Genomic DNA, 13,976 nt, shown 5'->3' with positions numbered 1-13,976 from the left:
CTAGATAATTATTTTAAACGATCGTGTTTAAATAACGAATCACATAATCGTTGGCTAAAATAGGTGCTTAGTACAATGCGGCCAACAATTATGCGTTATTATTTTTCATATCAGTCCTCTGGAGGAGGTGGTTTAGTGCTACTAAGTTGAACACTAAGTCCTTTTGTCGATACCACAAAATAACCTGCTACCAGGGAGAAAATAATGACCCCGATCCCGATGAGTGCGAGACCGTCATGTTTCTCAGGTTCTAAAATAATGATTTTTCGGCCAATTGCGATCAGAGCGACAGTGAAAATAACTTTCAGATCGATCCTGCCTTCAACATAATAACATTTGATGGTATCTAACAATTCAACACCGATTAGTACAAGTAGAAAAAGACCGAATATTTCCAATAAATCTTCGACTTCGAGAATTAATATTGGTGGCTTTAATATGTCTTTAGTCAAGATCCAGCCAAGTTCTATCAATGCTAAAACAACCACAATAGCCAGCATTACGATTAACGTTCCTGTAATGATACGCTCAAAGGTCTTTAGATAACCAATCATTTTCTGCTTCCTTTTAGGACCGTGAATTGAAAAGTGGTGACTGAACATCATCACTGCCTAGCACTGCAATACTTTCCATCTTGATTCAGTCTTCTAGTTCAACCGGAGTTATAAAACCAGGCGGTTTGATCGCGAGTACGGAACAATCAAGCTGATTGAGAATTGTTTCTGCGGTATTACCCATGATGAAACCGGGAATTCCGATCCGAGCGACTGTGCCCATTACGACCATGTCCGCTTCGATTCGCTTCGCCAATGCAGGGATTTCTTTGCGTGCTAATCCTTTCAGCAGATGGGTTTGTGGGGCAAGATAATCGAGGATATCATTTTGATGTTCGTGCAGGAGTGCACTCAGACTGTCAGCATGTTTTTGTCTAGTCTGCTCGACATAGGCATTAATTTCTTCCTCAGGGGTTCTTGAAAATGCACTATGGCGCAAGGTGCTTTCTCCCATGACATTCCAAGCATTTGCCACATGTAGCTCTGCAAATTCCGACAGCGCTAAAGACCCTGCCATTTGTAAAATGTGTTGATTTATGGATTGCTGTGTTTGCTGATCAACCGAAGATGACATTTCATCGATATCCACCGCGGCAAGAATACGCCCATAAGATTTTGGGGCTTCTTGTTTGATGAGCCAAACAGGGCATGGGCATTTACGTAACAGGTGCATATCATCACTGCCAAAAAACCGAGCGAATCGCTCCTGTTGTTCTGGCGTCTTAATCAGTAGGTCATGGCCATTACGCAAAACGTCGCGAATGATCATAAGAAAAGGCGTTCCAACCAACACTTTGGATTCTATTTTTATCTGCTTACGATAAGGCTCGATGAGCATTTCTAATTCTTGTGTGCGACTGTTGACCATCTCAGCTTCAAGGTTGGCTAAAAACGAGCTTCCCTTTGGCATTCTAATCCCACCCTTGACGTGCGGCATCACGCTGATAACGGTCAAGCTGGATTGATTGTTTTCCGCCAGAGCAACTGCGCGAGTCAGCACTACTTTACAGTCCTCACCTGATTCCACCACACACAAAATATCTTTAAATCGCTTCATCTTACTTACCTCCATCATTCACATTCAAAAACACGCTAACTATCTGTGTCATGTGTACTTCAATCACGACGAGTGCTACAAGTCCCAAAGTGCGGATGATGTCTAGATCCAGATTGATGCCAAGGATAATGAACTGAAGGGGGCCCTCAATTTACTTAGCAAATTGCTCTGATCGTTAACATTCACCATTCCATGCATCGAGGGTGAAAAAAATATGCAGCAAGGTAATTATAAGTATAGGAAGAATAAAAGCTTCTGGCTAACAAGGTTATTTTGAAGGGTGATCGCGTTTAATGTCTGTTTAATGATTTCTTTGGCTGTCTGAGGTTGTACGCTATATCGCTAGCCGTACGATTTGAAACTACAAGTTCGCTTAATTGAACGCAGTACACTGTGGTGAGATGGCTTTAAAGGCGGCCTTATCAAGGATTGGTTTTGCTATCCTTTCTCGTGCAGCTTACTACTCACATATAAAAGATGGCAGTCTCGTTGAATTAGCATTACCCTGCGATGCAGCGCCGTTTATATGAAATTAAGTTTCGATATTAGAACTGCTGAATAGGGCTGTGAAGAGTGTAATGAAGAGTGTAGTTAAAAGTGTCGTTAAAAGAATGATAGCTGGAATGCGTTGAACTAGTGATTCGGAGTCATTAGTTCAACACATTGTTCATCTTAACTATTTTTTAAGTGTGGTATTTCTCAAAGATACAGCCTAATGACTCAGATGCACTGACAAGCTCTTGGATCCCAGTAACTGATAGCTGCGTTGCAGTAAGTAGCACGCTTGACTGTGAGCGAATATCACTAAGGTCTGATGCAATACTATTTGCCACTGACGTTTGCTGTTCGGCGGCGGTTGCAATCTGAGTGCTCATATCCATTACTGACTGCGCTGATTCCGCAATTTCATTCACATCAGTACCAATTTCTGTAATTATCTCTCGGCTTTTATTGGCTTGATCTAAGGTTTCAGCCGTGATTTTTGAGATACCCTGAGTTTCAGCTTGTAACTTGTCAATCATATCTCGTATTTCAACAGTTGCCTGTTGTGTTCGACCTGCAAGGGTTCGGACTTCATCTGCCACGACAGCAAAGCCACGACCTTGTTCACCGGCTCTCGCAGCTTCAATTGCAGCATTCAACGCTAACAGATTGGTCTGGTCAGAAATCCCATTAATCGTGACAATCACATTATCAATTTCAGTCATTCTCTCATTCAAATTAACGACAGATACTGAAGCAGCATTGGTGTTCTCAGATAATTCGGTCACCATGAGGATAGCATCTTGGATCCTTTCGTTACTCTGGCGAATCTTAGTTGTTTCGTTATCTGCTTGGTGGGAAGCTTGTAACCCAAAACCGGCAATTTCTTTCGCAGTCGCAGACATTTCTTCCATTGCGGTCGCGACAGAATCAACAGAAGCATATTGCTGATTAACTTGTTGTTCTGAATCTTGGGCATCTTTTTCAAATGTCGTTGTCGTTCGATGAAAAGTAACTGTACTGGTTTTAACTGTTTCGACTAATTCACTAATCGTATCCATTGAGCGATCAAGCTCGAAACCGATTACTCCAAACTCGTCACGGCCAACATGAAAGCCAAGGCGTGAACTCAAATCGCCATTAGAAATACGGCAGGTCGCTTGATGTATAACCCATAGGGCACCGCTTAAATGTGTCGCGAACCAGTAGATAAATAGCCCAATTAAAGGTAACGGTAATAAAGAAAGTAAGAAACTAAGGAACGCCTGACTCTGTGCTTCAGTGTTATCCACAGAATGAGTCAGTACCGCGTAACCCTTGCCTAAAGACTGTGACACGGTTATTTCAGTGTCGCGTGTCGTCGTCGTTGGTTGGCTAAACACGCGAATATTTTGCTGTAGAAGTGCTTTTTTTAATTCACTGTTGTCTAAACCAGCGCCTTTTAGCGCATCGACTGTAGACGTTAGACGGGTTTGTGCCTGTTGGTGGTTTGCTACATCAATTCTCGCCATTTCCGCGTAATAATTACTGCCAGAGAGGCCAATGAAAGCTATTGATATCATAATGAAAAGTAGCCTAAATTTATCAGTAATGTTCATTTTGATAAACAGCTTATCTATGGTTCTGAAGTTAACTTCTCTCATTATTACGCCCCTGATATAACAAAACACTACATCATGTAATGAATTTAGCTATTAATCGTAATGCTCACATAAAGAGCCGCTAAAATAAGATTTTCCATCTAGTAAGTAGATGTAAAGCTCATTTTCATTGTCTTGTTGCTTACAAACTGGACAATAAGGCGACCTCTACTATGCTTAATTCAGTTACTAAAGTCAGTTGAGGAATAAAGCGTTATGAGTCGAGGTACAGTTAAGTGGTTTAATGCAGACAAAGGTTTTGGATTTATCACCCCAGACGAAGGCGGTAATGATTTGTTTGTGCATCATTCTGAAATCAAAACATCTGGTTATGCAACATTAGAAGATGGCCAGAAAGTTGAATTTGAAGAGGGTACAGGCCAGAAAGGGCCTTGCGCTACTAATGTAACAGCTATTTAAGTTAACCATTAGCTAAAAGGATTAATCACCACTATTTATAGTAAATTAAAGTGGGGGTTAATCCTTTTTTATTGACTTGATTTATTATAGCCCGGTATTATCTACGGGTATTATGACTGAGAACATCAACATTTAAGCTTCAATACGATCAAGTATACGTTGCAATTTAGGCCGACTTATTTTCAAAATATCACAGGCTTTACCTTTATGACCTGCGACGCGTTCGAGTACTTCGACTGTGTACTGTAATTCAAGATCTTGCAGGCTTAATTCAGCAATCCCCTGCTGTGCTAACAAGCCTAAATTGGTTGAGCTAGTATGATCAAGACCTGTCGATTGTGGCGTAATGCCTTCAAACAGATCTTGGGTTAATATTTTACCCGGGCATAAAGCCATGGCCTTGGTAAGTAAGTTCTCTAACTCTCGGACATTACCCGGCCAATCATAAGCACAAAGCGCTTCCATTGCATCTCGAGCTACCTGATTAATTTGGGTATCCAAATCACGGTTGATACGTGCTAACAGGGCAGGGATCAGTATGGGTAAATCTTCCTTACGTTCTCGCAGTGGCGGAATATGAATACGCACCACCTGTAAGCGATAAAACAGATCTTCACGAAAGGTTTTATCTTTAATTGCTTGTTTAAAATCGATATTAGTGGCGCAGATTATCCGTGCATTGGTAGTTTTCGACATCTTGCCACCAACAGACGTGAACTCCTTTTCTTGCAGCACGCGTAATAACTTAGCTTGAATAGCTCCCGCTAATTCACCCACTTCGTCCAAAAACAATGTCCCATCTTGCGCCAGTTCGAACTTCCCCATTTGGTCGTTAATAGCGCCCGTGAACGAGCCTTTCTTATGACCGAACATTTCCGACTCAAGCAAGGTCTCGACCAAGGCAGCACAGTTGATCGCCACAAAAGGTTGGGCGGTCTTATTGCCAGCATTATGGATGGCTTTAGCGACCATTTCTTTACCTGTGCCTGACTCACCAGTGATCATCACAGAGGCGTTGGTCATTGCCACTCGACCAATGTTTTTGAATATTTCTTTCATGGCTTTAGAGCAACCCACAATAGAATTACCACTGCTGTCTGGAATCGAAATTGCATCAAGAGTACTGCTATTTTGATATTGTAAAGCCGAACTCACCGCGCCATCAATTTCATCCAGATCTAACGGTTTGTGAATATATTCATCTGCGCCATTTTGCATCGCTTCAATGGTACTCTGCATGTCATGAAACGCGGTGATCATGATAATGCGGGCGTTCGGACATAACTGTTTGAATTCACTAATGCCTTCTAAACCTGATTTACCTTCCATTCTAATGTCGAGGATGATGATATTGGGCATGAAAACTTGCGCGATAGCGAGGCCATCATCAACGCTGTTTGCCGTTTTAACGTCATGGTCTTGGGTTTGAAAATGTAATTCGAGCGTACGACTGATACCTTTGTCATCGTCGACGATAAGCAATTTACACATATTCGTTAACTACGTCCTTATTCGGTGAAATCGGTTCACTGTTGTGGATAGATAACGGTAATTGTATCTGCGCTAACGTACCAACTGGATTAATGGGTTTTAACCGTACACTGCCTTTGTGGCTTTCAATGATCTTTTGTACGATAGCAAGTCCTAAGCCTGTGCCTTTTGCCTTGGTAGTATAAAAAGGTTCAAATACTTTGCTGACCATACAAGGGTCGATAGATTTTCCATTATTAGTGATATCAATTAAGATCATCGAATTGGAATCAGTAAGTAAGATGTTAGTCGTCACTGTCACTAAAGGGCAAGCCTGCTCACTGGTTTCTGCTGCCTGTAGCGCATTAACAATCAAATTCTGTAATGCTTGGCGCAATTTAATCGGGTCTGCGTACACCGTCGGTAAGTTATGCGGATAACTAAACTCAATCGCCACATCTTTTTCTTTGGCGAAACGGCGTTGACTATTCACGGCAAGCTCAACCAGTTTATTTAAATCAAGCCACTCGGGTTTAAACTGTTCCGGTCTAGAGTAGGACAGTAAATCTTCTAAAATAGCTTCCATGTAACGCACTTGCTCAAGTGAAATATCAAACAATTCATCTTGCTCTTTACGGGCATAAATCTGCAACGCCATTTTGATCGAGCTCAGTGGGTTTCTTAAATCGTGGGCGATCATATTTACCACTTTACCTACCGCGGCCAGTTTGTCTTGTTTAGCATGTAAGGCTTCTTGTTCCTGCATTTCACGGGCAAGTTGTTTCTCTTTGGTAATATCTTGTTTGACCGCAACGAAATACAGGGCATTGCCCGCGCTGTCTTTCACTGGTGATATACGCGCACGTTCCCAGAACAAATCACCGTTCTTTTTCTTATTATGGAATTCACCGCGCCATTCATCACCGCGTTTAATAGTTTGCCACAGACTGTCGTAGCCGACCTCAGGCATCTCACCTGATTGTAGAAACTTAGGGGTAATGCCTATTACTTCCTGTTTTTGATAGCCAGTAAGCTCACAGAACACCGGGTTTACATAGATAATTTCACCTGATATTTCGGTGATCATAACTGAGTTATGACTTTGTTCTACGGCGTGACTTAAGCGCTGCAGTTGATCTTGTTCCATCTTGTGTTCGGTAATATCCTCACCAATAAAGGTGGCAGTGGCTAGCTGTTTACCGTGAGCTTGAGAATAGGTACTGCTCCATGAAACCAACACTACCTCACCTGAATTTGTTTGTACTACGGTTTCAACTTTGGTTTGATCCAGCTCTTGTACTAATGCTTGCTTCAACGCTTCCGCTGCTTGCTGTTGTAGTTTCTGCGGAATAAAAGTATCAACCCAGCGCTTGCCAATGACTTGGTGTTTTTGATAGCCAACCAAGTTTAAGAAAAAGTCATTACAAAAAGTAATGATGCCGTCACTGTTAATCGATACTGCAATATACTGGATGTTCTCTAAGGTTAATCTGAACTGTTTATCGTATGCCTGTTGTTTACGTAAGATGTTGGTTTGTTGGCGATGATAGCGGAAAAGACACACGAAAAAACTGATTACTAAGGTCAGTGTTATGTACAACAACATGAATTGTTCGGTAAACGCGCTACGGGCTAAATTAAACCGTTGTTGGGGAAATACCGACACGATTGTCCAGCTGCTACTGCGATTTGAAAACGCTTGAGTGAAGGTAATGTAATTGTCTTGAAACAACAGCTGGCCTTGATGTTGGCGACTCATCAGCGCTAGTAATTCGGTACTTAATTCTTTGCTGGTATTGAATTGGAATTCTTGCGTTACAGCTGACAATTTATTTGGCGCAGCAGGCTGAGATGGCACCGCTTTTACGGGTTGAATAATCGCCACACCTTCAGCGTTGAGTATGTATAAATGCTCAATAAAATTAGGTGAGATATGTAATAAACGATTGATTAGTTTGCGGCCTTTGTAATTTAATATGATCGCGCCTATTTTTTCATCTTGGGCATTGAATACCGGTACCCCAATACGGATCGTGGGATTCAGCGGCTGTTGGATCTGACCGGCTTCGATGTTTAGGTCCATCGGCGAAATATAGACATTTCCTTGACTTAGTTGCATGGTCTTTTGGAAGTAATAACGTTTTGATTTATTCTGTAAATTTTGACTATCAACGGTATATATCTTGTTGGCGATATTATTAATACGAATACGTTCATAGCCTTGCATATCGATAAAACGTATCTGCTCATAATTGTCATCATTTTTACTTAATTCAGCAAAATAATGAGTTAAAGGCAAGTAACTGTCGTTATTGAGGGTTAATTGTTTGGCGGTATAAGACAACATCAGGGCATCAGATGTCATGCTGTTAAAGCTGTCATTCAGTAGTTTTTCGATTAACTCCACAATCACTTGTTCGTTGTGTAATGAGTATTGCTTGTCCTTTGTAATGTTTAGCGAATAGTGAATCGTCATGATAATAAAAATGACTAACCAGCAAGGTATCAGCCAATACGTGAGATCTTTGTATAATTTTTTACGATTTGTCGATATATCCATATTATTACCTATGTATTCACTGCGCTCAGTTTCCGACTTAATGAGTGTAACAAAAAATGACACCGTATCTCGATGCCATTTATTCTTGTCATGTTAAATCAATATATTAGTTGTGCTATATCATGCGAAACGACATTAAGGTCGGTTTATTTATGCAGACATTGCTAGCAACCGACCCGTTAACTGGATAGCCAGTGGTTGGCGATGATCGTCATAGTTAGCGATATTGTCCGCTAGAATTTTTAGCGTGTCTTGTTGTAGAGCAAAGAACAGTGGGGCGGCAATAATATTACTTTCTTGATCGCTGACCGCTAATTCTACCAGCACAGGTAAGTGGCTGGCCAAATCGATCTTGGCGAGTAGTTGCAAAGCTAATTTACGCACGCCGCCCGCAGGATCGTGTATTTTTCGGACCAATAGTTCGCTGGTTTGTTGCTGGTGGCGTTGTAACAAACGTTTGGTTTCTAACTGCACATTGAGCGCGGCGAGACAGCACACGCGCACGTGTTCATTTTCGTCTTCTGCACCAACGAGTAAAATTGGTAGCGCTTTGCTCAGAGGCATGTGACTTAAGAATTGTGCGGCGGATTGCTTACATAATGGATCACCATAATGCAAGGTATAACCCGCAGCGCCAATGCCATTACGTAATACTTTATAGTCGTGCCGTTTGGCAATGTGGGTGAGGGCTTGAAATAGCTCATGCTGTTCTTTTGGTGTCGCGCCGAGCATGGCTTCTATTAATAATGTTGCCGCCGCTTCTGTTTTAGTGTGGCCGAGCGCTCTAATCGCTAACGTCTTGTTATCGGTTTGCGGTAAACGGGCAATCTTTTTACGATTTAATGCGAGGTTCTCGCCAGTATCAAGATGGTCCCGGACAATATTGCGATAAGTGATAAATTCATCATCCAGACCATCCATCATTTCCATTAAGGTCTGATCATCAGGTTTATCATCCGCCGATAACAGCGTTGCTTCGACGTTAGATTGCTGAATGGCCGCCAGTGTTGATACTGGTGCATTATCAAACCCTTGGTCTTCTGGAAACTTATCGCCATGCTCAGCTAATAGTGCTTCTAGCTTAATGCGACCTGCTGTTTTTTCAGGCTGGCTATTATTTTCAACGTCAGCAGCATCAACTTGGGTAACGGCGATAGTGTCGGCTTGTGAGGCAAGGCCAAGTAACAGTTGTTTTAGCCATTGTTGATTTTCATCATTGGTTTCGCTAGTGATTGCTTCCAATGCCGATTGGCGTAGAGCAGTCTCGGTATCTTCATTCTCCAGCAATGCTTTTAATACCGGGAATGAAAGACTGGCATGCTGATCAAATTGACTTAATAGTCGCAGTAATTGTGCGCGTTGATATAGGGGTAAATGACGATCCTGTATGGCGGTTAAACAGCTACTTAATGCCGTTAAATAGACCTCTGAGTAATACAATACCTGTGCTTCTGGCAATTGTGAAAAACAGCTAATAACCGCTATTTTAATCTCGATATCACTATGTGTGAGTAATGCTTCCAGCCAATGAATATCGGCGGTATTTAATTGATTAATATGACCAGAGACGAGGTGAATGAGGCTCGGTAAACTCGACTCTGGTGCGTCTTTAGTAAACTGCATCAAGGTAGTTGTTTGTAACGCGTCTAGCTGATCAAGCTGATTGAGTGCCGATGTTGCCGCTGCTTGTACACTTGGCTCACCATCGCTAAGGCAGGTAATGATACCTGCGATGTAAGCTTGAACATCGTGTGTTTTACCGTGAGTAGCAAAGGCTTTAAGGGCAATTTTTTTAATTTCTACATCGTCACACTCTAAGCAAACCGCCATATGATCTAGTGCGGTTGTTGTTACGCTGGAGGCAAAGGCGCGGGCAAGTCTGCGCTGCTTCATTTTCCGTGCGCAGGTCCAGTGCTGTAATAATAACTGTGGGTGAAAATCGACTAACGCACGATACAGCGCCAGTTCAAGCTCAGGTTCTGGATCTTGACTTAATAATTCAATAAACAGGGTCGCAAATACATCACGGTTATGTGTTGCTTGAATTGCACTGAGTAATTGCACTGCGGTTAATTGTAGATCCCACCAATCATCCCAACCACCGCTGAGTCCCCAATCATCTTCTGCAGTGCGACCCGTTGCAAAGCGGGTGAGCGTATCGACAACACGTTGTGGTGCATTGTTATGTTGTTTCGCGATTGCTGATAACGCCGCTAATCGCGCATCGCTATCAGGATGGTTGATTACTACATCTTCTAAGCTTTCTAAATCGCCCGCACATGCCGTGGCGAGCGCCGTTGCTGCATCAGTCACAACATCAGGGTCCTGATGATATAAACAGGCATTGAGTTGCGGGGTTACTGTGGTTATTTTAGCGACACTTATCGCACGGGCTGAATGGCAACGCTGCGCTTCATCCCCGGTTTCCAGTAATTTACTTAATTCATTAATAGCTGCATTCGTCTGTGTCATGTTAGGTGTCATTCGATTCACTCTCTCTGCATTTATCTATACAAAGCCTAAAGCATAAAGCATGCCTAAATAGGTAAATTGCTGTGCAGCCTGTCTATACCTGCTCCCACCACCAATCGTGTGATTTTAACGTTTTCTTTATAAGCAGAAGAATTTAACGATCCATGCAACTAATATTTTTATTATTTAATAAAACGTTACAAAAACAGGGATGTTAACTCGATCACGCTTTAACGTAAGCCTCTGTAAATTAGCTTTTTATTTTGTTTTGTTAGTTTGGCTCAGTTTATGCAATTACCCCATTGTGATTAATGTTATTTCAATTAATAGGAAGCAAAGGAGCTTTATAATGAAAAAAATGCTGATCCTTACTGCTGCGATTTCGTTATCATTTTCAGGTTGGGCTGCAAGCAGTACCAGTGAGTTTGGTTCATTACCAACATTGAAAGTGAATGCCGCAAAAGCAGAGTTAGGTAAACGTCTATTTTATGATACGCGTTTATCGGGCGATGGCGCGTTGTCTTGCGCATCGTGCCACCAACCAGACAATGGATTTTCACACCCAGATGCGCTAGCACCTGCATACCCTGGTAGCAAGGGGTTCCGGAATGTACCAACACTGATCAATACCGCTTATAAACAAGTGTGGTTTCATGATGGTCGCCTAGGGACCAACTTAAACGATGTAACACGTGAAATGTTAACCGAAGATTGGTTAATGAATATGGATATGCGCTTGATGCAAGAGCGAGTTAAACAAGATCCTATCTACGTGAGTATGTTTAAAGCCGCAGGTTATGGCGAACCGTCTAATGGCTCCATTCGTAAAGCAATTCCTGAATTCCTGAAAACATTAACTTCCAATACTACGCCATTTGATAAAGGTGAAATGTCAGCACTGGCAAGTAAAGGCCAAGCGTTATTCACCGGTAAAGCGGGTTGTGTGCAATGCCACAATGGTTCGCTGTTAAGTGACGGCAAACCGCACAATACCGGTGTTGAAGAAAACTTCGATATCTTCCGCGACCCCCTGCGTCATCAAACCTTTATCGCTTTTAATATGTTCATGGGTAATGAAAATTACATGAATCTAAAACGCGATGTTGGCGCACATGTGCAAACGCATAAAGCAGATGGCAGTGATATGGGGAAATTTATGACTCCGACACTACGTGAATTACAACAAACAGCACCTTATATGCACAACGGTGTGATGGAAACACTTGAAGATGTGGTCGCGTTTTATAATACCGGTGGTGGTACGGACAGCAACAAAGACAGCCGTTTAAAACCATTGAATCTGACATGGCAAGAACAAAAAGCCTTAGTCGCTTTCTTGAAATCACTATCAAGTGAGCCTTTAACGACTGAACAGCATGTTTGGACTCAGTCTGATTATAACTATGCACCTATTGCCGATTGGCAAAATGCTAAAAACTAAGGAGGACGAGATGAGCAATAAAATCAACTTGTCTACAATGGCCGCGTTATTGTTGACCATCACCACTGTGCCAGCTTGTGCGCAGCAGGATGATAAGAAAAGTCAGGCAGACAAAAATGTTATCACCGCAGAGATAGTCGCTGCATCATTAAAACCAATTACCTTAAATGGCATGACATTACCTGCGTTAGCGCCATTGGGTGCAGTACCTATTCCAGCTGATAACCCAATGACAGATGAAAAAATTGCATTAGGTAAAAAGCTGTTCTTTGATGGTCGCGTTGGTGGTGATGGTTCAACACCTTGTGTCGCTTGTCATCTTCCCGATTTAGGCTGGGATGTACCGACCGATCTATCTATCGGTTACCCAGGCACAGTGCATTGGCGTAACAGTCAAACCATTATTAACTCTGCTTATTACGGTAATTTATTCTGGGCAGGTTCAAGCAAATCACTCGAAGGCCAAGCGAAGAGCGCGGCAAAAGGCGCGGTTGCGGGTAATGGCGAAGACGACATCATGGAAGCGCGATTGGCTCTTATTCCTGAATACGTGACTGGTTTTAACCAAGTATTCGGCGATAATTATCCGAAGATCAGTAATGCCTGGAAAGCTATCGCAGCATTTGAACGTACCTTAGTACAAACAGATACGCCATTAGATAACTACTTGATGGGTGATGCAACGGCGTTAACAGCACAGCAACTCCAAGGTAAAATCTTATTTGAAGGCAAAGCCCAGTGTATCGCTTGTCATAACAGTGCGTTAGCCAGTGACCAGAAATATTACAATATCGGAGTGCCAACTAACTTGCGTTGGGATTCAGAGGCACTTGCGCAGATCACGTTCCGTTATGAACTGTATGGCAAAGGCTCTAACGAGAAAATGTACCGTAAAACCAAAGCCGATCCTGGTGTATATTTCCGCGGAAAACGGAAAGAAATGAAAGGTAAGTTCCGTACTCCGAGTTTACGTTATAGCAAATATACCGCCCCTTATATGCACAATGGTACGTTAGCAACACTGAGTGATGTGATTGATTTCTATGATCGCGGTGGTATTGCTGCTGATGGTCGTTCAACTGGTTATCCTGCAACTAAGAGTCCGTTAATTAAGCCTCTGGGTCTAACCGCGGTTGAAAAATTAGACTTGTTAGCATTCCTCGATGCGTTCTCTGGCGAACGTATCACCATGGATTATCCAACATTACCCCCTTATCAGCGTCTATTCACCGAGCAACAACTTGCGGAGGCGACAAAATGATCTTTGACAGAAAAAAACGCAATGCAGAGCATAAAGATAAAATGAAGACCGAAAGTGCAGAAGAACATCAAAAATGCATGGTCTCACGTCGTGACTTCCTCATGTATACCGGTGCGCTAGCAAGTACCGCCAGTGTGGTGTCTTTGTCGTTATTCCCAGGTACCGCCCAAGCGCAAAATGTGCAGGCGCGAATAGTCGGTTATCCAAGACAGCTAATTGCCAAAGTGAGCGAGCTGAAACTCAATCAACCAGTTAACTTTAACTACCCTGATAATGGCCCTAACTCACGCGCGATTATTACCCAGATGGGCGTAAAAGCAGGTGGTGGTCTAGGTAACAAACAAGACATCGTGGCGTTTTCATTGATGTGTACTCACCAAGGTGGTCCGCTTGATGGTCAATATAAAGTGGTTGGCGAACATCGTGTATTAGGCCAATGTCCTTTCCATTTATCGACCTTCGATCTACGTCGTCACGGCATCATTGTATCGGGTCAAGCTTATGAAAGTTTGCCACAAGTATTGCTTGAACAAGATGGTGATGACATTTATGCCGTGGGCATTATGGGGCTGTTGTTTGGCCGTACCGATAATATTATTGCCATGCAAGGGGCGTAAT

10 protein-coding genes are annotated in these 13,976 nt (G+C 42.5%); 4 read left to right on the top strand and 6 right to left on the bottom strand.

Going from position 1 to position 13,976, the window contains the following annotated elements:
- Positions 1-110: 110 nt before the first annotated feature.
- The 3 genes from CXF93_RS12580 to CXF93_RS12565 form a co-directional block, all read right to left on the bottom strand.
- Positions 111-554: a phosphate-starvation-inducible PsiE family protein gene (locus tag CXF93_RS12580; protein ID WP_101063350.1), complete on the bottom strand. Its 444-nt coding sequence runs from the start codon at positions 552-554 to the stop codon at positions 111-113.
- 85 nt (positions 555-639) lie between these two features.
- Positions 640-1,611, bottom strand: coding sequence for a universal stress protein (locus CXF93_RS12575; protein ID WP_101062837.1), 972 nt, complete (start codon positions 1,609-1,611; stop codon positions 640-642).
- 683 nt (positions 1,612-2,294) lie between these two features.
- Positions 2,295-3,656: a methyl-accepting chemotaxis protein gene (locus CXF93_RS12565; RefSeq protein WP_232784193.1), complete on the bottom strand. Its 1,362-nt coding sequence runs from the start codon at positions 3,654-3,656 to the stop codon at positions 2,295-2,297.
- Positions 3,657-3,950: 294 nt separating this feature from the next.
- On the opposite strand from CXF93_RS12565, the gene CXF93_RS12560 reads away from it, so the two are divergent.
- Positions 3,951-4,154: a cold-shock protein gene (locus CXF93_RS12560; protein ID WP_017219859.1), complete on the top strand. Its 204-nt coding sequence runs from the start codon at positions 3,951-3,953 to the stop codon at positions 4,152-4,154.
- Between the two features lie 132 nt (positions 4,155-4,286).
- Here CXF93_RS12560 and CXF93_RS12555 read toward each other — a convergent pair whose 3' ends face one another.
- The 3 genes from CXF93_RS12555 to CXF93_RS12545 all read right to left on the bottom strand — a co-directional run bounded on the left by CXF93_RS12555 (position 4,287) and on the right by CXF93_RS12545 (position 10,656).
- Positions 4,287-5,645: a sigma-54 dependent transcriptional regulator gene (locus CXF93_RS12555; RefSeq protein WP_101062835.1), complete on the bottom strand. Its 1,359-nt coding sequence runs from the start codon at positions 5,643-5,645 to the stop codon at positions 4,287-4,289.
- Positions 5,638-8,184 (bottom strand): PAS domain S-box protein, encoded by a 2,547-nt coding sequence (locus tag CXF93_RS12550; protein ID WP_101062834.1) that lies wholly within the window; start codon positions 8,182-8,184, stop codon positions 5,638-5,640. Before CXF93_RS12550 ends, CXF93_RS12555 begins: the two co-directional genes overlap by 8 nt.
- A 150-nt stretch (positions 8,185-8,334) precedes the next feature.
- A complete protein-coding gene (locus CXF93_RS12545; protein ID WP_232784192.1) occupies positions 8,335-10,656 on the bottom strand; it encodes a HEAT repeat domain-containing protein in 2,322 nt (773 codons plus the stop codon).
- A gap of 349 nt (positions 10,657-11,005) precedes the next feature.
- Between CXF93_RS12545 and CXF93_RS12540 the strand changes: the two genes are divergently transcribed.
- The 3 genes from CXF93_RS12540 to CXF93_RS12530 are packed head-to-tail and all read left to right on the top strand — an operon-like array spanning position 11,006 to position 13,975.
- Entirely contained in the window at positions 11,006-12,097 is a 1,092-nt protein-coding gene (locus CXF93_RS12540) for a cytochrome c peroxidase (protein WP_101062832.1), read from the top strand.
- Positions 12,098-12,107: 10 nt separating this feature from the next.
- Positions 12,108-13,358 carry a cytochrome-c peroxidase gene (locus CXF93_RS12535; RefSeq protein ID WP_198551653.1) on the top strand — a complete coding sequence of 417 codons (1,251 nt, stop codon included), beginning with the start codon at positions 12,108-12,110 and terminating at the stop codon, positions 13,356-13,358.
- Complete coding sequence (locus tag CXF93_RS12530; protein WP_101062831.1) at positions 13,355-13,975, top strand: arsenate reductase (azurin) small subunit; 621 nt, start codon at positions 13,355-13,357, stop codon at positions 13,973-13,975. Before CXF93_RS12535 ends, CXF93_RS12530 begins: the two co-directional genes overlap by 4 nt.
- The last annotated feature ends 1 nt before the right edge of the window (position 13,976 follow it).

Source organism: Moritella sp. Urea-trap-13, from assembly GCF_002836355.1.
Lineage (GTDB): Bacteria > Pseudomonadota > Gammaproteobacteria > Enterobacterales > Moritellaceae > Moritella.
Note: the sequence above shows the minus strand (reverse complement) of the source record. Positions and strands in the feature narration are given on the sequence as shown.

Bases quoted from the DNA above. Each gene is read 5' to 3' on its own strand.
- CXF93_RS12530 (WP_101062831.1), top strand. From the start codon at position 13,355: ATGATCTTTGACAGAAAAAAACGCAATGCAGAGCATAAAGATAAAATG.
- CXF93_RS12575 (WP_101062837.1), bottom strand. From the start codon at position 1,611: ATGAAGCGATTTAAAGATATTTTGTGTGTGGTGGAATCAGGTGAGGAC.
- CXF93_RS12545 (WP_232784192.1), bottom strand. From the start codon at position 10,656: ATGACACAGACGAATGCAGCTATTAATGAATTAAGTAAATTACTGGAA.
- CXF93_RS12540 (WP_101062832.1), top strand. From the start codon at position 11,006: ATGAAAAAAATGCTGATCCTTACTGCTGCGATTTCGTTATCATTTTCA.
- CXF93_RS12535 (WP_198551653.1), top strand. From the start codon at position 12,108: ATGAGCAATAAAATCAACTTGTCTACAATGGCCGCGTTATTGTTGACC.
- CXF93_RS12555 (WP_101062835.1), bottom strand. From the start codon at position 5,645: ATGTGTAAATTGCTTATCGTCGACGATGACAAAGGTATCAGTCGTACG.
- CXF93_RS12560 (WP_017219859.1), top strand. From the start codon at position 3,951: ATGAGTCGAGGTACAGTTAAGTGGTTTAATGCAGACAAAGGTTTTGGA.
- CXF93_RS12550 (WP_101062834.1), bottom strand. From the start codon at position 8,184: ATGGATATATCGACAAATCGTAAAAAATTATACAAAGATCTCACGTAT.
- CXF93_RS12580 (WP_101063350.1), bottom strand. From the start codon at position 554: ATGATTGGTTATCTAAAGACCTTTGAGCGTATCATTACAGGAACGTTA.
- CXF93_RS12565 (WP_232784193.1), bottom strand. From the start codon at position 3,656: ATGATATCAATAGCTTTCATTGGCCTCTCTGGCAGTAATTATTACGCG.